The sequence below is a fragment of the Streptomyces sp. NPDC051020 genome, from assembly GCF_040683105.1.
Classification (GTDB): Bacteria; Actinomycetota; Actinomycetes; order Streptomycetales; family Streptomycetaceae; genus Streptomyces.
In genome coordinates this window covers 1-16,960 of the sequence record NZ_JBFBCG010000071.1, presented here as the reverse complement: position 1 = coordinate 16,960, position 16,960 = coordinate 1, and the positions used below count along the sequence as shown (strand labels likewise).

Sequence of the window (16,960 nt, the reverse complement as noted above, 5' to 3'; positions counted from 1 at the left end):
CCTCACATCCGGTTCGGCGGAACTGCGGCGGCCGGTACGCCCGGTGCCGTGCGTCGTGACAGCGACACCCTGACGGCCACCGTCGCGGCCGCCACCAAACCGGCCGCGAGGACCGCCCACTTCCCGGTGAACGTACAGCCAAGGATGGCCACCGCAGCCAGGGGGAGGGCCAGTTGCTCCGCGAGGTCGCGCTTGAAGTGGCGGGCGTGGACCAGCCACGCCGTCAGCAGATAGACCGCGGCGGGGACCGTCACGGCGGCCGAGGCGGCCGTCGTCGACACATGCGCCTTGCCGATGACCTCCTCCACCGCGACCTCGATGCCCGAGCCGATCGCGGCGGCGGAGCCGAAGATCACGTAGTGGCCGTATCCCCAGAGGAACGCCTGCCTTTTGCCGCGGAGATAGCTGTGGATCGGCACGGCGAAGTAGATCCACCACGCGGCGAAGACCAGCAGCAGCCCGCCCGCGGCGACCGGCAGCAGTTCGTCGAGCGCTTCGTGCTCGTCGGCCGCCTCCTGGACGGCGATCGTCGCGGCGGCGATCGTCTCGCCGAGCACGATGATGGTGAACAGCCCGTACCGCTCGCCGATGTGGTGCGGATGCCAGCTCGTCCCGAGGTCGCGCTCGGCGATCGCCGGGACCGCCAGCTCGCACAGGGCGAGCACGACGAAGACCGCGGTACGGGCGCCGTTGGCACCGGCGGGCACGGACAGCATGCCGATCCAGCCCAGTTGGGCCAGGACGACGCCGGTGGCGTACCGGCGTGCGACCGTGCGCTCCGCACCCTCGGTGCCATGGGCCACGCGCAGCCACTGGCTGGTCAGTGCGAGCCGCATCACCACATAGCCGATGACGCCGAGCGTCCAGTCCCCGTTGTCGAAGGCGCGTGGCACCCCGGCGGCGAAGATGAGCACGCCGGTGATCTGGACGAACGTGACCACGCGGTACAGCGCGTCGTCGGTGTCGTACGCGGAGGCGAACCAGGAGAAGTTGACCCAGGCCCACCAGATCCCGAAGAAGACCGCCATATAGCCGGCGATCCCGGCGCCGGGGTGCCCCTCGGCGAGGGCGTGCACGAGACGGCCGCCCGCCTGGGCAACGGCGACGACGAAACACAGGTCGAAGAAGAGCTCCAGCGGGGTCGAGGCGCGGTGTTCCTCGGTGCGGCTGCGAGCAGTCATCCGGGGCATACGCCCCAGCACAGCAGACTGCCCCGAGGGCGGGCGTCGGGACGCGCAGCCCGATCGGGGAATGCCTCCCGGAGATTCTTGCGCATGCGTTCGCCAGTGGACGGTGGGCCACAGTGCCGAACCCAACCGCAGGTGTGAGGGGCGTGAAGCCCGGAGCCGGGCCATGCGGCCGGACGGTCGGGTCCTGCGCCGCGGGTCAGTGCGGGCCCTGACCGGCGGACACCGGGAGTGCAAGGAAGGCAGCGGAGGGAGAGGCGTACGGACGGCTTCGGAAGGCGCGGGCCAAGGAGGTCCACCGTCCGCCTCGTCCCTTCGCGTCGCACGGCCTGCGCGCCGCCCGAAAGTCCGACTGCGCGCCGTCCGGGCGGCGAAGCTGACGGCGCGGCTGACCCTCGCCATGACCGTGGTCATCGGCCGGCTCCGGGGCCTGACGGTCATCGTCGACGGACGGATGAAGGGCAACACCGCAACGGCTTGGTGGGGCGCGGGCTTCCTCTGCCTGTCCTTCACCGTCGTCCTCGGGCTCTGGATGCTCGACCCGAAGGAACGCTGACAGCTGCCGTACCCGGGAGAGCCGCCGTACCCTGGAGACATGAGCACCGCCCCCGCCTCCGGACCGCGCGATTCGAAACCGACACAGCCGGCACACCCCGTACAACCGGAACAGAGGAAGCCCAAGCCGGCTCTGATCTTCGACGATCCACTGGACCAGCAGTCCGCGGACGATACGGACCGAGGGTGGGGTGAGCGGGCCCCGGTCGGCGACGGCTCCACCGACCTTGCGCGCTTCTTTGACGAGAAGCCGCCCCACCACGTCTGAGCTGCTCGTCGTGCCCGCGCCCCGGATCCCTGGTGCCGAACGCGCCCACGAGCGGGATGATGACGCCCTTGACGATCGCGATCGCGATGTCGGTGGATGCCGCCCCGATGCCGACCGCGGTCGCCAGGTCGATCACATGGCCGCGCAGCAGGAAGGCCTTGAAGCCCTCCGCCAGGACGGCCTTCTTCTCGCTCACGAGTGAGTCTTCCGCCGTGTGTGCCATAGGCGGAGCGAACCGTTCCGCAACCTGGGGCAGTACGAGGCAGAACCACCCGATGCATGCCTTCCGGCCGGTTGCTTGACGGCGCATCAGTGCGCAGAGGGCGGTGGGTCGGGTTCAGCACAGGGTCACCGCCAGCCGGCCCGAGATCCCCGCGCCCGCCAGCGACGCGGCCGTGCTCCGTGGCACGGACAGCACGACCAGCGCGCCGCCCGCCGCAGGAACTTCCGCGGGATCCTCGGCCCAGCCCTCGGCCGGCGCCCGCGGCACCGCCGCCACCCGGGCCCCCTTGGCCACCACTCTGGCATCGCCCCCGGCGCCCTCGGCCGCGATCACATCGACGCGGTCGCCGGGGCGCAGCAGCCGGACCGTTGCCGCATCCGCGATCCGGACCGGTGCCGACACCAGCGGAACCGGCCGTCGCTTCACTCCGGGCCCGGCACTTGCCGCGCCCCCGGCACCGCTCGGCGCCTCACCGCCGCCCAGTCCCGCGGCCGCCAGCGCCGCGGCCGTCAGCGCCAGCCCGGCCGCCATCGCGCGACGCCGCCGCCACATCGCACGCCGCAGCCGACGCCCCCCGCCCCCGCGCACCCGTAACGGCGCGAACGGGGGCACCCCGCAGGGCGCCGGCGCCGGCACCGGCGGCCCCGGGACGGACGGGCGTACATGAGACGAGGAAGAGGTCGCAGAAGCGGGCGGGAACATGGCCAACACCACCAGTCGTGAGGAGCGCGGAGTCCGGACGAACGCCGACGCCCCTCACCCTCCGCCTTCCGCGAGATTCCCGCTGAGCCCTGTGGACAGCCCCCACGATGTGGACAACTCCGTCACCCGCTCGCCACCGGGGCAGCCCCCTACGGCAGTTCGAGCCCCGTCTCGATCCCGTCCAGCGCCTTCGCACAGGGACAGTGACGATCCCCCTCCGCGGGCAGCGCGGTCACCGCGTCGAAGAGCACCGACCGCAGCCGGTCCACGTTGGCGGCGAACACCTTCAGCACCTCCCCGTGGGAGACGCCTTCGCCTGCCTCGGCACCCGCGTCCAGGTCCGTCACCAGCGTCATCGTCGTGTAGCAGAGCCCCAGTTCGCGGGCGAGCACGGCCTCCGGATGCCCGGTCATCCCGACCACGGACCAGCCCATCGCCGCATGCCAGCGCGATTCGGCCCGGGTCGAGAAGCGCGGCCCCTCGACGACGACGAGCGTGCCGCCGTCCACCGGCTCCCAACCCCTGCCGCGGGCCGACGCCAGCGCGACCTTGCGCCCCTCGGGGCAGTACGGGTCGGCGAAGCCCAGGTGCACCACGTTCGGCGCCACCCCGTCCGCCCGGGTCTCCCCGTCGTAATACGTCTGCGTACGGGCCTTGGTGCGGTCCACCATCTGGTCCGGTACGAGCAGCGTCCCCGGTCCGTACTCCGGGCGCAGCCCGCCGACCGCGCACGGGCCGAGCACCTGACGTACGCCGACGGACCGCAGCGCCCACAGGTTGGCGCGGTAGTTGATGCGGTGCGGCGGCACATGGTGGCCGCGTCCGTGGCGGGGGAGGAAGGCGACCCGGCGGCCGCCGATCTCGCCGAGGAAGAGGGAATCGCTCGGCTGTCCGTACGGGGTGTCCACGCGAACCTCGGTGACGTCCTCCAGGAAGGAGTACAAGCCCGAGCCGCCGATGACACCGATCTCTGCGTTCACCATGCGATCACACTAGCGGGGCCACACATGCCCAGGGCCCCGCCGATCGGATCGGCAGGGCCCTCGGACGAAGTGTGAAGCTGCGTACCTCGGCTCAGGCGGCCGACGTACTGCTCGACGACGACGCGGAGGACGACGACGAGGAAGAGGAGGACGCGGTGGACGACGCGGACGCCTTCGAGTCCGACCCCGTCGAAGAAGACGAAGCGGAACCGGATGTCTTCGCGGACGAAGACGACGGCGTGCTGCTCGACGACGATCCGCGGCTGTCGTTCCGGTAGAAACCGGAACCCTTGAAGACAATGCCGACCGCCGAGAACACCTTCTTCAGGCGTCCCTCGCAGCTCGGGCACACGGTCAGGGCATCATCGGTGAACTTCTGCACCGCCTCGAGGCCCTCGCCGCACTCGGTGCACTGGTACTGATAGGTCGGCACTTGATCCTCCTGGCACTCTGACTCAATGAGTGCTAACGACGCTCCATAGTGACGTATTCCGCTGGATCAGTCCACCGTGACCGGCTCTCGGTGACCGATACCACGTGCCACGGTCCGCCCCGATGCCCTCGGTGCCAGCCGCGAACGCAGGGTCACGAGGGTCGCCAGGGCCAGCATGGTCCCCACCAGTGGCACCACGAAGCCGGTGCTCGCGCCGTGGGCGTCCGCGAGCCGTCCGGCGACCGTCACCGCAGCCGCCTGGCCGAGCGCGATCGAGCCCGTCAGCCAGGTGAACGCCTCGGTCCGCGCGGACGCCGGAACCAGTGTCTCGACCAGCGTGTATCCGCTGATCAGCGCGGGTGCGATGGAGAGCCCGACGAGCAGTCCGAGCCCGGCCAGCAGCGGCACGGAGTGCACCGCCCACAGCCCCGAAGCGGTCAGCGTCAGCGCCGCGTATCCGGCGATCAGCCTGCGCCGCGGCCCGCTCTTCCAGGCGATGGCGCCGCAGGCGATCCCGGCCAGCATGTTGCCAGCCGCGAAGATCCCGTACAGCAGGCCGTTCGCGCCGGGCCGGCCGATCTCCTCGGTGAACGCGGTCAGTGAGACCTGCATGCCGCCGAAGACCGCGCCGATCCCGAGGAAGGCCACCGCGAGCACCCGTACTCCCGGCACGGACAGAGCGGAGACGCGCTGTTCGGAGGTGGTGGCCGCGGTGGCTCGGACCGCGGGCTGGGTGCGGTGCTGCGCCGCGAAGAACAGCCCGCCCAGCAGCGTCAGCGCGGCTTCCGTGATCAGCCCGGCCGCCGGGTGCACGCCGGTGCACAGTGCGGTGGCGAGGACCGGCCCGATGACGAAGGTGAACTCGTCCGTCACCGACTCGAAGGCGGCGGCGGTCGGCATCAGCGGCGAGGCCTTCCGGCCGGGCGCCGCGCCCAGCAGGGCGGCCCAGCGGGCCCGCACCATGGGCCCGATCTGGGGGACGGACGCCCCCGTCGGCACGGCGGCCAGGAACAGCAGCCACAGCGGCGCGTCCGCCAGGGCGAGTGCGGTCAGTGCCGATACGGACGCCGCGTGCACGAGGACGCCCGGCAGCAGGACGGCGCGCTGGCCGATGCGGTCGGCGAGTTTGCCGCTCTGGGGTGCGAACAGCGCCATGGAGACGCCGGTGACAGCGGCGACAGCACCCGCGCTGCCGTACGAACCGGTGGTGTGCTGCACCAGCAGGACGATGCCGATGGTCAGCATCGCGAAGGGCTGCCGTGCGGCGAAGCCCGGAAGGAGGAAGGTCCACGCACCGGGGGTGCGCAGCAGTTGCCCGTAACCGGGGCGGTCGGAGACCGTGGACGCCACGGTCCATGCCTTTCTGCCGCCTGGTAGCGGTGCCCCCGCCGGTCCGCACCTTGTGGGTGCCGATCCCGTACGGGGGCTGCCGAGAGCTGTCCTCTTCGCGCGGAACTGCGGTAGATGCCGGGCGCTCGCTGCAGAGGCGGAGGACGCCACGACCGCCATACGGTCGCGCCAGCTCTGCATCAGGCAGAGTTGGTCGATCAGGTTTCCTTCATGCTACAGGCAGGTGCCTGCCTGTGATGGTGCGCGGAATCCTGGTCGTGCGCTTCGGATGGTCAGTGATGAGCCCTCGCGCCGCTGCTGGTCCCTCTCCTGGGCCCGTCGGTCCCCAGCCAGCTGGCCAGCTTGCCGCCCTCGCCGACTGCGCGCAGTCGCGACTCCGCCGCGTCACGTACCGGATCGGTCGCGACGACCAGCAGTTCGTCCCCGCGCCGCAGCACCGTCGACGGCGCGGGGACGAAGCTCTTGCCTTCCCGTACGACCAGGGTGACTGCGGCGCCGGCGGGCAGTCGCAGTTCGGAGACCTCCACGCCGTGCATCTTCGACTTGGCGGGGATCGCCACCGACAGCAGATGACCGCGCAGCCGTTCCAGCGGCGCCGACTCGATGCCCAGGTCGGCGGCCTCGGACGGGTCCTCGGCGATCTTCAGGGCTTTTGCCACCCAGGGCAACGTCGGTCCCTGGATCAGGGTGTATACGACGACGAGCACGAAGACGATGTTGAAAACCCGGGTGGAGCCCTCGATCCCGGACACCATGGGAATGGTCGCCAGGATGATGGGTACGGCACCGCGCAGCCCCGCCCATGACATGAAGGTCTTCTCCTGCCAGGACATCCGGAACGGGATGAGCGAGATGAAGACCTCCAGTGGGCGCGCCACCACCGTCAGCACCAGACCCACGATCACCGCGGGCCAGAAGTCATCGAGCAGATCGTGCGGGGCGACCAGCAGTCCGAGAAGGACGAACATGCCGATCTGTGCCAGCCAGCCGAGCCCGTCGGCGAAGCCGCGGGTGGCCGGCCAGTGGGGCAGTTTGGCGTTGCCGAGGATCATCGCGGCCAGATAGACGGCGAGGAAGCCGCTGCCGTGGAGCATGGCGCCCGCCGCGTACGCGGAGACGGCGATCGCCATCACCGCGATCGGGTAGAGACCGGACGCGGGCAGGGCCACACGACGCAGTCCGAACGATCCGAGCCAGCCGATGGCGATACCGACGGCCGCGCCGATCGCCAGTTCCAGGGCGATCTCGCCGACCAGCACGTACCAGCTGTCCACCGGCCCCCTGGTCGAGAAGGCCACTACCAGGATCACCACGGGGGCGTCGTTGAAGCCGGACTCGGCCTCCAGTACACCGGTGATCCGGGCCGGCAGCGGCACCTTGCGCAGCACGGAAAAGACCGCGGCGGCGTCGGTCGACGAGACGACCGCGCCGATGATCAGCGACTGCCGCCAGTCCAGACCGACCAGATAGTGCGCCCCGGCCGCGGTGACGCCGACGCTCACCGCGACGCCGACGACCGAGAGCATGGCGGCGGCAGGCAGCGCCGGCTTGATCTCTTTCCACTTCGTGCCCAGGCCACCCTCGGCCAGGATCACGACCAGAGCGGCGTAGCCGAACGCCTGGGTGAGTTCGGCGTTGTCGAACTTGACGTGGAAGATCCCGTCCTGCCCTATGGCGATCCCGATGCCGAGATACAGGAGCAGGCTGGGGAGCCCGCTGCGGGACGAGATGCGCACCGCCACGACGGCGACGAGCAGCACGAGCGAGCAGACGAGCAGGAGTTCGTTGAGCGCGTGGACAGTCAGTGGCCGTTCCTTCCCTGCATACGCCTGCCGAATCGTCTTCCGGCGGCCGGTACTTCGTTACCTTACCTAATCGTTAACGCTTTCTTGACGGCTTCGAGCGTTCGTGCGATCGCTTCTCGATTCGATGCATCCCGATACCGCGTCGGAGCCGCTTCGGTGCTGCGCCTATGGTTGCTCCTGCACTCCCAGGACCACCCTGCCCCTCGAAGGACAGCGATGCCCGCCAACACAACCGCCTCTTCCGGCTCTTCCGGTTCCGCCGGTGGGAAGACCGGCAAGAAGAAGGGGCGACGCGCCCGCCTGATCGTGATCGTCCTGGTGCTGGCGCTTGTCGCGGGTATCGGCTACGGCGCGTTCTGGTCCGTGACCACAGTGCGGGCCTCGTACCCGCAGACGAACGGCTCCATCAAGATCGACGGCCTCGCCGGCAATGTCGACGTCAGGCGCGACAGCTACGGGATCCCGCAGCTCTACGCGGACTCCGACGCCGACCTGTTCCGCGCCCAGGGCTTCGTGCAGGCGCAGGACCGCTTCTGGGAGATGGACGTCCGCCGTCATATGACGGCCGGCCGGCTCTCCGAGATGTTCGGCTCCGGGCAGGTCGACACGGACGCCTTCCTGCGCACGCTGGGCTGGCGCAAGGTAGCGCAGGAGGAGTACGACACCGTCCTGTCCGCGGACACCAAGAAGAACCTCCAGGCGTACGCGGACGGGGTGAACGCCTACCTCAAGGGGCGCGACGGCAAGGACATCTCCGTCGAGTACGCCGCGCTCGGCCTCACCAACGACTACAAGCCGACCAAGTGGACTCCGGTCGACTCGGTCGCCTGGCTCAAGGCGATGGCCTGGGACCTGCGCGGCAACATGCAGGACGAGATCGACCGCTCGCTGATGACCAGCAGGCTCAGCGAGAAGCAGATCGGGGACCTGTACCCGGCGTACCCGTACGACAAGCATGATCCGATCGTCAGCGAGGGCGCGATCTCGTCGGTCACCGGCACGTTCGACCCGAAGGCGACGCCGACCTCCGGCGTCGGCGCGAGCACCGTGCAGGGTGCCACCGAGGGGGTGAACACCCAGCTCGCCTCGCTCTCCGACACCCTCGACCGGATCCCCGCGCTGCTCGGTCCGAACGGCAACGGCATCGGATCCAACTCCTGGGTGGTCTCCGGCGCCTACACGACAACCGGCAAGCCGCTGCTCGCCAACGACCCGCACCTGGCGCCGCAGCTGCCCTCGCTCTGGTACCAGATGGGGCTGCACTGCCGTCAGATCTCGGCGACCTGCCAGTACGACACCGCCGGGTACACCTTCTCCGGCATGCCGGGCGTGATAATCGGTCACAACCAGGACATCGCCTGGGGGTTCACCAACCTCGGTGCCGACGTCACCGACCTCTTTCTGGAGAAGGTCTCCGGCGACGGCTACCGGTACGACGGCAAGGTGAAGCCGTTCGTCACCCGTGAGGAGACCATCAAGGTCGCGGGGGGCGAGAGTCGGCACATCACCGTGCGCGAGACCAACAACGGCCCGCTGATCTCCGACCGCAGCAGCGAGCTGGAGAAGGTCGGCCAGAAGGCCCCCGTCGGCAACTCCGCGCCGGACCGCGCCGACGGTTACGGAGTCGCCCTGAAGTGGACCGCGCTGGAACCCGGCAAGTCCATGGACGCTGTCTTCGAGCTCAACCGCGCCAAGGACTTCAAGAGCTTCCGGGCCGCCGCCGAGCACTTCGAGGTCCCCTCGCAGAACCTCATCTACGCGGACGACAAGGGGAACATCGGCTACCAAGCCCCCGGCAAGATCCCGGTCCGCAAGACGGGCGACGGCACGATGCCGAGCCCCGGCTGGACCTCGGAGTACGGCTGGAAGAAGGACCCGATCCCGTTCGACGCGCTGCCGTACGAATACAACCCGAAGCGCGGCTACATCGTCACCGCCAACCAGGCCGTCGTCGACGAGAAGTACCCCCACCTGCTCACCAAGGACTGGGGCTACGGCACCCGCAGCCAGCGGATCAGCGGCCTCATCGAGTCGAAGATCAAGGGCGGCGAGAAGATCTCGACCGAAGACATGCAGAAGATGCAGATGGACAACAGCAGTGAGATCGCCGCGCTGCTGGTGCCGAAACTGATGAAGATCAAGGTCTCCGACAAGAGCGTGCGCGAGGCGCAGAAGCTCCTGGAGGGCTGGGACTACACCCAGGAGCCCGACTCGGCGGCCGCCGCGTACTTCAACGCGGTCTGGCGCAACATCCTGAAGCTGGCCTTCGGCGACAAGCTGCCCAAGGAGATGCGGGTCAAGGGCGAATGCCTCACCGTGCTCCCGGCCGACAGCACGGGCCCGGTCGACGAGCAGGACAAGCCGGTTCGCGAGTGCGGTCAGCGCGACGCTGACTCGGCGCAGCCGGACGGCGGCGACCGCTGGTACGAGGTGGTCTCCAACCTCGTGGACGACGAGAACAACGACTGGTGGAAGGCGCCGAAGAAGCGCAAGGACAAGGCGACCGAGAACCGTGACGAGCTCTTCGCCCGCGCCATGAAGGACGCCCGCTGGGAGCTGACCGCCAAGCTCGGCAAGGACATCTCCACCTGGAGCTGGGGCCGGCTGCACCAGCTGACCCTGAAGAACCAGACCCTCGGTACCGAAGGCCCCGATCTGCTCCAGCGGGCCCTCAACCGCGGCCCGTGGAACCTGGGCGGCGGCGAGGCCGCAGTCAACGCCAGCGGGTGGAACGCGGCCGGCGGCTACGAGGTCATCTGGGTCCCGTCGATGCGCATGGTCGTCAACGTGGGGGACTGGGACAAGTCCCGCTGGATCAACCTCACCGGCGCGTCCGGTCACGCGTTCAGCGCGCACTACACCGATCAGACCGACAAGTGGGCCACCGGAGACCTGCTCGACTGGTCCTTCGGGACGAACGCGGTGGCCAAGTCGACGAAGGACACGCTGACGCTCAAGCCGTCGTAGGGCGGCGGACCCGGCACCGCGGGGTACGGGCCGACGGGCCTGGCGCGGTGCCGGCCGTCAGCCGGTGAAGCGCCGCGTTCCGGCCGGCGTCACCACGGCGTCCACGGGGTGGTCGTGCGGTTCCACGGGAACCGTCGCGACCACCTCGTTGTCGTAGAGCAGGACGATCAGCGCGGGGTGCGCGCCCGCGGCCGCGAGCCGGGCCAGCACCCGGTCGTACGAACCGCCGCCCCGGCCGAGCCGCATCCCGCGTCCGTCCACCGCGAGGCCCGGCAGCAGGACCGCGTCCGCGTCGAGGACGGCGTCGGGACCGAGCCGTGGACCGTCCGGCTCCAGCAGCCCGCGGCCCGCCGGGCGGAGGCGGCCGGCACCTTCGTACGGCGCCCAGTCCAGATCGTTGTCCGGGAGGAGCACCGGCAGCAGTACCTGTACGCCCCGCGCGCGCAGCGCGTCCAGCAGCGCACGGGTTCCCGGTTCACTCCCGACTGAGACATAGGCGGCGACGGTACGGGCCCCGGCGAGCTCGGTGAGACCGACTGCGCCCCGGGACAGAACCATCGCGGCATTTTCGACGTCTTCGCTGGTCAGGAGGGATCGCGAGGCGAGTAGTTGACGCCTGAGCGAGGCCTTTCCGGACATGTCGGTGTTCAACGTGCACCTGCGCATCTCTCGTATGTGCATATAGAAGTACAAAGTTAACCGGAGGCTAATCTTCCGCCCGTGCTCACCGGTTATGGTTGCGCGCATGACTCAGTTGCACCCCAGGATCAGCAAGGCTGTCATTCCGGCCGCGGGACTCGGTACCCGCTTCCTGCCGGCCACCAAAGCCACTCCCAAGGAAATGCTGCCTGTGGTCGACAAGCCTGCGATCCAGTACGTCGTCGAGGAGGCGGTGGCCGCCGGTCTCTCCGACGTACTCATGATCACCGGCCGCAACAAGCGCCCGCTCGAGGACCACTTCGACCGCAACTACGAGCTGGAGTCGGCGCTCACCCGCAAGGGAGACGCCGAACGGCTCCAGAAGGTCCAGGAGTCGAGCGACCTCGCCACCATGCACTACGTCCGCCAGGGGGACCCGCGCGGCCTCGGCCACGCCGTGCTGTGCGCCGCACCGCACGTCGGTGACCAGCCGTTCGCGGTCCTCCTCGGCGACGACCTGATCGATCCGAGGGACCCGCTGCTCGCCCGCATGGTCGAGGTCCAGGAGCGCGAGGGCGGCAGCGTCGTCGCGCTGATGGAGGTCGAGCCGGAGCAGATCCACCTGTACGGCTGCGCGGCCGTCGACACCACCACGGACGGCGATGTCGTCAGGGTCACCGGCCTGGTCGAGAAGCCCGACGCGGGCGATGCGCCCAGCAATCTCGCCATCATCGGGCGCTATGTCCTCGACCCTGCCGTCTTCGACATCCTGCGCAGGACCGAGCCGGGCCGCGGGGGTGAGATCCAGCTCACCGACGCGCTGCAGCTGCTCGCCGCGGACGAGAAGATCGGCGGCCCGGTGCACGGTGTCGTCTTCAAGGGGCGCCGCTATGACACCGGCGACCGGAGCGACTATCTGCGTGCCATTGTCAGACTCGCGTGCGAACGTGAAGATCTGGGCCCGGAGTTCCGGACCTGGCTCCGCAGATATGTCACCGAGGAGATGTAGCACTTTGAGCAGCACGATCTGGTCGGTGGACGAGCACCTGGAAGACATCCTCGGCGCCGTGCGGCCGCTCGAACCCATCGAGCTGCAACTGCCCGAGGCCCAGGGCTGCGTCCTCGTCGAGGACGTCATGGTGGAGATCGCCCTGCCGCCCTTCGACAACAGCTCGATGGACGGGTACGCGGTCCGGATCGCCGATGTCGAGGGCGCCAGCGAGGAGTTCCCCGCGGTGCTCACGGTCATCGGTGACATCGCGGCGGGCAGCGACGGGCTCCTTGGCGACCAGACCGTGGGACCGGGTGAGGCCGCACGCATCATGACCGGCGCACCGCTGCCGGCCGGTGCCGAGGCCGTCGTCCCGGTCGAGTGGACCGACGGCGGTACGGGCGGCGGCCCGGCGGACACCATGCGCGCCCACAGCCACGCTCCGCAGGTCGCGGGCGGCGAGGTCCGTGTCCACCGCCCGGTCGAGGCCCGCGCCCATGTCCGGGCCCGCGGCAGCGATGTGCAGCCCGGCGATCTGGCGCTGCGGGCCGGTTCGGTGATCGGGCCGCCGCAGATCGGGCTGCTCGCCGCGATCGGCCGCTCCACCGTGAAGGTGCGTCCGCGGCCGCGGGTCGTCGTCATCTCCACCGGCAGCGAACTCGTGCAGCCCGGTGAGGAGCTGACCGGCGGCCGGATCTACGACTCGAACAGCTTCGCGCTGGCGGCCGCCGCGCGCGACGCCGGAGCGATCGCCTACCGGGTCGGAGCCGTCACGGACGACGCCGATTCGCTCCGCGCCACGATCGAGGACCAGCTGATCCGCGCGGACATCGTCGTCACCACGGGCGGGGTCAGTGTCGGTGCGTACGACGTGGTCAAGGAAGCACTGTCCTCCGTCGGCGACGAGGACGAGCCGGGCAGCGGCATCGACTTCCGCAAGCTCGCCATGCAGCCCGGCAAGCCGCAGGGCTTCGGATCGATCGGCCCGGAGCACACACCGCTGCTGGCGCTGCCCGGCAATCCCGTCTCCGCGTACGTCTCGTTCGAGCTGTTCGTGCGCCCCGCGATCCGAACGCTGATGGGCCTGGAAGAGGTGACCCGCCCGACCGTCAGGGCCACGCTGAACACCGACAAAGCGCTCTCCTCGCCGCCCGGCAGGCGTCAGTTCCTGCGCGGCACGTACGACGCGGAGGCGGGCACCGTCACCCCCGTCGGCGGTTCCGGATCGCATCTGATCGCGGCCCTCGCCCAGGCGGACGCGCTGATCGTGCTGCCCGAGGACGTCACCTCCGCGGAGCCCGGCACGGTCACCGAGGTGATCCTGCTCCGCTGAACACCGGCCGGTGGCGGTACGGTGTCTGCCGCTGTGCCTTACCGGGGACACCCCTCGGGCCCCCGGCCGCACCCCGGTGCAGGCCGAGCGGGCAACCGGCGCCCTACCGCTAGGCGGAGTTCAGTGAGTACGCAGAACAGGCTGACGCATCTCGACGAGGCGGGCGCGGCCCGGATGGTCGACGTGTCCGAGAAGGACGTCACCGCGCGCGTCGCCCGCGCCAGCGGCCGGGTCCTGGTCTCGCCGCGCGTTGTCGAACTGCTCCGTGGCGAGGGAGTCCCCAAGGGCGACGCCCTCGCCACCGCCCGCATCGCCGGGATCATGGGTGCCAAGCGCACCCCGGAGCTGATTCCGCTCTGTCACCCGCTCGCCGTCTCCGGTGTGAAGGTCGATCTGAGCGTCGCCGAGGACGCGGTGGAGATCACCGCCACGGTGAAGACGACGGACCGCACGGGCGTGGAGATGGAGGCGCTGACCGCCGTCTCGGTCGCCGCGCTCACCGTGATCGACATGATCAAGGCGGTCGACAAGAGCGCGGTCATCACGGATGTCCGGGTCGAGGCGAAGTCCGGCGGCAAGTCCGGCGACTACCGGCGCCCGGCGCCGGAGGGACCGGACGCATGACGGCGCCCACCGGAGCGGCGCCGCCCGCCCCGTACACCGCCCTTGTCGTCACGGCGTCGAACCGTGCCTCGGCCGGTGTCTACGCCGACCGGGGCGGTCCACTGATCGTCGAGGCGCTCACCGCGCTCGGCTTCGCCGTCGACGGGCCGCAGGTCGTCCCCGACGGCGACCCCGTCGAACAGGCCCTGCGGGCCGGGGTGGCCGCCGGGTACGACGCCATCGTCACCACCGGCGGTACGGGCATCTCACCGACCGACCGCACCCCGGACGCCACCCGTCGCGTCCTTGACCACGAGATCCCCGGCATCCCGGAGGCGATCCGCGCCGAGGGCCGTGAGAAGGTCCCCACGGCCGCGCTCTCCCGTGGCCTCGCGGGTGTGGCGGGCGGCACCCTCATCGTGAACCTCCCCGGCTCCACCGGCGGGGTACGGGACGGGCTTGCCGTCCTCGAACGTCTTCTGGTGCACGCCGTCGACCAGCTCCGCGGCGGCGACCACCCCCGACCCGGGAGCCCGAGCTGAACGTCCCGACCTGGCCGGTGATCCTGACGGACGGCGCCATCACCCTCCGGCCGATAAAGCTGCGGGACCAGCGCGTGTGGCGCGAGGTCAACCGGCGCAACCGCGACTGGCTGCGCCCCTGGGAGGCGACCGTTCCACCGCCCGCCCCGGGCGGCCCGGTCGCCCGGCGCCCCACGTACCGTCAGATGATCCGCCATCTGAGGTCCGAGGCCAACGCGGGCCGGATGCTGCCCTTCGCCATCGAGTACGAGGGGCGCCTGGTCGGGCAGTTGACGGTCGCCGGGATCACCTGGGGGTCGATGTGCTCGGGACACGTCGGCTACTGGGTGGACCGGGACGTGGCGGGCCGCGGTGTGATGCCGACCGCGGTCGCGCTCGCTGTCGACCACTGTTTCCGGACGGTCGGACTGCACCGCATCGAGGTGTGCATTCGGCCGGAGAACGGGCCCAGCCGGAGGGTCGTGGAGAAACTCGGATTCCGCGAGGAAGGGCTGCGTCCGCGCTATCTCCACATCGACGGTGCCTGGCGGGATCATCTGATCTTCGCGCTCACGGTGGAGGAGGTGCCCGACGGGCTGCTCCGGCGCTGGCACCAGTCACGACCAGAACGCCACGCAAAATAAAATAAGTGTTCGAAATTAATCGATGCGCGACCGCTGATGAACGCACAAACGCCGACTGCCGATGCAAACAGTCACAAAAAAGTCCGCGATATCAGCCGGATCGTGCGACACACCGGGCCAATTGGCGGATGCCTCCGTGCAAACCCCTCTACGGTGTGAGACGTGAGCAGCAGCGGCCTCATCTACGCAGTCATCGTCGGGGCCTGGGCCGCCTACTTGGTGCCGATGTGGCTCCGCAGGCAGGACGAGCTCAATGAAGCCCGTCCGACAGAACGCTTCAGCACCGCCATCCGGCTGCTGTCCGGACGGGCGGCCATGGAGCGCCGGTACGCCAAGGAGCTGCGGGAACGCACCGCCGAGGAGGCGGGCCCCGACGTCGACCCGGACGTGGACACGGATCGAATGGATTCCGTGGACGTCCGGGCGTTTGCCGCGCCTCCGGCGCACACCGAAGCCCGGTTGCACGACCCGGCGCGCGCACCGGAGCCGCAGGCCCAGGACAGACCCGTACACGCGCCCGTGTCCGGACGGCGCGCACGACCCGGCGGGACCGACGTCGAGCGCGCCCGGCGCGCCCAGCGCTCCCAGGTCCTCGCGCGCCGGCGGCGCACCACCTCGGTCCTCTTCCTCGCCTTCACCCTCGGCGCGGTCGTCGCCGCCGTCGGCGGTCTCCGCTTCCTGTGGGCGCCCGCGGTGCCGGCGGTGCTGCTGAGCATGTACATCGTGCATCTGCGCGCCCAGGAACGGCGCCGGTTCGTCTTCACCATGGACCGGCGCAGGGCGGAGGTCGCGGCGCAGCGCCTGCGCGAGAACCGTCCCCGCAGGCACCAGCCCGCGACGACGGCCCCCGCCGAGTCCGACGAGGAGCCCGAAGCGCGCCACCCGGAGCCCGAGCCCGCCCCCGCGGTCTCTCCGCAGGAGGCGGGCCGCCGTGCCCTGGTCGAGCAGACGGACCACGCGGAATGGGTCGACCAGCAGCGTGAACGCGGCCGGGTCCAGGGCGACAGCTGGGAGCCGGTCCCGGTCCCGCTGCCGACGTACGTCACCGCACCGGTCGCCCCGCGCGCCACGGGCGGCGTCGAGGTCGGCAACCCGGAGACCTGGAGCGCGGCCCGGTCCAGCACGGCCGAGCCGACCCAGACGGGCACCGCGCCCTCCGCCGCACCCCCGGTCGAACCGGCGCCACGCCAGCGCACCGGCTCGTCCCGCCGCTCCCGCGACCACGGCCGGACCCCGCTCTTCGACCAGTACGAGGACGGCGACCGGCCCCGCGCCGCCAACGAGTGAGACCCGGTCCGACGCCGACCCGGCTGACCAGCAAGGGAACGGATTTCCAAGCACCCCTGTGAGGGTGCTAGAGTTTCACTCGTTGCAAGGGCCTGTGGCGCAGTCTGGTAGCGCACCTCGTTCGCATCGAGGGGGTCTGGGGTTCAAATCCCCACAGGTCCACCGCAGCTCAGAGCCCCTACCGGGGAAACCCGGTAGGGGCTCTTTGTGCCCGCGTACGGTGAGGGAACGTACACGCCGGTCGCGGGCGGGGAGGCCCTGCACCGGCTGGTCCCGCACTCCGCGCTCGCCGTCGTCGGCTGCGCCGCGCATCTGCCGGATCTGGAGCAGCCGGAGCGGTTCAACGCCGCGCTGCCCGGGTTCCTCGCAACGCCCTGGACCGGGACAGGACCTGGATCACGACTCCTGAAGCGGTTTGGCGAAGCAGCGGCTGCTCTCGTACGTGCGGTAGTGGCCGAACTTCTCGCAG

At 70.2% G+C, this 16,960-nt stretch carries 15 protein-coding genes, 1 tRNA gene and 3 pseudogenes; 11 read left to right on the top strand and 8 right to left on the bottom strand.

What is annotated here, in order from left to right:
• Positions 1-2: 2 nt before the first annotated feature.
• Positions 3-1,190: a low temperature requirement protein A gene (locus tag AB0N06_RS29600; protein ID WP_366137754.1), complete on the bottom strand. Its 1,188-nt coding sequence runs from the start codon at positions 1,188-1,190 to the stop codon at positions 3-5.
• A gap of 361 nt (positions 1,191-1,551) precedes the next feature.
• Between AB0N06_RS29600 and AB0N06_RS29595 the strand changes: the two are divergent.
• Positions 1,552-1,743, top strand: a pseudogene (locus AB0N06_RS29595) (hypothetical protein); the annotation flags it as partial.
• A 39-nt stretch (positions 1,744-1,782) separates the two neighbouring features.
• Positions 1,783-2,010 carry a hypothetical protein gene (locus AB0N06_RS29590; protein ID WP_366137752.1) on the top strand — a complete coding sequence of 76 codons (228 nt, stop codon included), beginning with the start codon at positions 1,783-1,785 and terminating at the stop codon, positions 2,008-2,010.
• A 25-nt stretch (positions 2,011-2,035) separates the two neighbouring features.
• Here AB0N06_RS29590 and AB0N06_RS29585 read toward each other — a convergent pair.
• The 6 genes and pseudogenes from AB0N06_RS29585 to AB0N06_RS29560 all read right to left on the bottom strand — a co-directional run.
• Positions 2,036-2,206 (bottom strand): annotated as a pseudogene (locus AB0N06_RS29585) (MscL family protein); the annotation flags it as partial.
• Between the two features lie 141 nt (positions 2,207-2,347).
• Positions 2,348-2,935, bottom strand: a complete 588-nt coding sequence (locus tag AB0N06_RS29580; protein WP_366137751.1) for an RcpC/CpaB family pilus assembly protein — start codon at positions 2,933-2,935, stop codon at positions 2,348-2,350.
• Between the two features lie 149 nt (positions 2,936-3,084).
• Positions 3,085-3,918, bottom strand: a complete 834-nt coding sequence (locus AB0N06_RS29575) for an S-methyl-5'-thioadenosine phosphorylase (protein ID WP_358857607.1) — start codon at positions 3,916-3,918, stop codon at positions 3,085-3,087.
• 91 nt (positions 3,919-4,009) lie between these two features.
• Complete coding sequence (locus AB0N06_RS29570; RefSeq protein ID WP_366137750.1) at positions 4,010-4,351, bottom strand: FmdB family zinc ribbon protein; 342 nt, start codon at positions 4,349-4,351, stop codon at positions 4,010-4,012.
• Positions 4,352-4,417: 66 nt separating this feature from the next.
• On the bottom strand, positions 4,418-5,701 hold the full coding sequence (locus AB0N06_RS29565) for an MFS transporter (RefSeq protein WP_366137749.1): 1,284 nt from the start codon (positions 5,699-5,701) through the stop codon (positions 4,418-4,420).
• A gap of 272 nt (positions 5,702-5,973) precedes the next feature.
• A complete protein-coding gene (locus AB0N06_RS29560; protein WP_366137748.1) occupies positions 5,974-7,461 on the bottom strand; it encodes a potassium/proton antiporter in 1,488 nt (495 codons plus the stop codon).
• Positions 7,462-7,722: 261 nt separating this feature from the next.
• On the opposite strand from AB0N06_RS29560, the gene AB0N06_RS29555 reads away from it, so the two are divergent.
• Positions 7,723-10,473 carry a penicillin acylase family protein gene (locus tag AB0N06_RS29555; protein WP_366137747.1) on the top strand — a complete coding sequence of 917 codons (2,751 nt, stop codon included), beginning with the start codon at positions 7,723-7,725 and terminating at the stop codon, positions 10,471-10,473.
• Positions 10,474-10,530: 57 nt separating this feature from the next.
• Here the strand turns inward: AB0N06_RS29555 and AB0N06_RS29550 are convergent, their stop codons facing one another.
• Positions 10,531-11,124: a 5-formyltetrahydrofolate cyclo-ligase gene (locus AB0N06_RS29550; RefSeq protein WP_366137745.1), complete on the bottom strand. Its 594-nt coding sequence runs from the start codon at positions 11,122-11,124 to the stop codon at positions 10,531-10,533.
• Positions 11,125-11,218: 94 nt separating this feature from the next.
• On the opposite strand from AB0N06_RS29550, the gene galU reads away from it, so the two are divergent.
• The 8 genes and pseudogenes from galU to AB0N06_RS29510 all read left to right on the top strand — a co-directional run.
• A complete protein-coding gene (galU, locus tag AB0N06_RS29545) occupies positions 11,219-12,121 on the top strand; it encodes a UTP--glucose-1-phosphate uridylyltransferase GalU (RefSeq protein ID WP_366137744.1) in 903 nt (300 codons plus the stop codon).
• A 4-nt stretch (positions 12,122-12,125) separates the two neighbouring features.
• Positions 12,126-13,436 carry a gephyrin-like molybdotransferase Glp gene (gene glp, locus AB0N06_RS29540; protein ID WP_366137743.1) on the top strand — a complete coding sequence of 437 codons (1,311 nt, stop codon included), beginning with the start codon at positions 12,126-12,128 and terminating at the stop codon, positions 13,434-13,436.
• Positions 13,437-13,559: 123 nt separating this feature from the next.
• A complete protein-coding gene (moaC, locus tag AB0N06_RS29535; RefSeq protein ID WP_366137742.1) occupies positions 13,560-14,060 on the top strand; it encodes a cyclic pyranopterin monophosphate synthase MoaC in 501 nt (166 codons plus the stop codon).
• Positions 14,057-14,581 (top strand): MogA/MoaB family molybdenum cofactor biosynthesis protein, encoded by a 525-nt coding sequence (locus tag AB0N06_RS29530; protein ID WP_366137741.1) that lies wholly within the window; start codon positions 14,057-14,059, stop codon positions 14,579-14,581. Before moaC ends, AB0N06_RS29530 begins: the two co-directional genes overlap by 4 nt.
• 17 nt (positions 14,582-14,598) lie before the next feature.
• A complete protein-coding gene (locus AB0N06_RS29525; RefSeq protein ID WP_366137740.1) occupies positions 14,599-15,204 on the top strand; it encodes a GNAT family protein in 606 nt (201 codons plus the stop codon).
• 162 nt (positions 15,205-15,366) lie between these two features.
• Complete coding sequence (gene glpR, locus AB0N06_RS29520) at positions 15,367-16,491, top strand: gephyrin-like molybdotransferase receptor GlpR (RefSeq protein ID WP_366137739.1); 1,125 nt, start codon at positions 15,367-15,369, stop codon at positions 16,489-16,491.
• A gap of 88 nt (positions 16,492-16,579) precedes the next feature.
• A tRNA-Ala gene (locus AB0N06_RS29515) sits at positions 16,580-16,653 on the top strand.
• A gap of 45 nt (positions 16,654-16,698) precedes the next feature.
• A pseudogene (locus AB0N06_RS29510) lies at positions 16,699-16,960 on the top strand (hypothetical protein); the annotation flags it as partial.

Bases quoted from the DNA above. Each gene is read 5' to 3' on its own strand.
- AB0N06_RS29590 (WP_366137752.1), top strand. From the start codon at position 1,783: ATGAGCACCGCCCCCGCCTCCGGACCGCGCGATTCGAAACCGACACAG.
- AB0N06_RS29530 (WP_366137741.1), top strand. From the start codon at position 14,057: ATGACGGCGCCCACCGGAGCGGCGCCGCCCGCCCCGTACACCGCCCTT.
- AB0N06_RS29600 (WP_366137754.1), bottom strand. From the start codon at position 1,190: ATGCCCCGGATGACTGCTCGCAGCCGCACCGAGGAACACCGCGCCTCG.
- AB0N06_RS29575 (WP_358857607.1), bottom strand. From the start codon at position 3,918: ATGGTGAACGCAGAGATCGGTGTCATCGGCGGCTCGGGCTTGTACTCC.
- AB0N06_RS29580 (WP_366137751.1), bottom strand. From the start codon at position 2,935: ATGTTCCCGCCCGCTTCTGCGACCTCTTCCTCGTCTCATGTACGCCCG.
- AB0N06_RS29555 (WP_366137747.1), top strand. From the start codon at position 7,723: ATGCCCGCCAACACAACCGCCTCTTCCGGCTCTTCCGGTTCCGCCGGT.
- galU (WP_366137744.1), top strand. From the start codon at position 11,219: ATGACTCAGTTGCACCCCAGGATCAGCAAGGCTGTCATTCCGGCCGCG.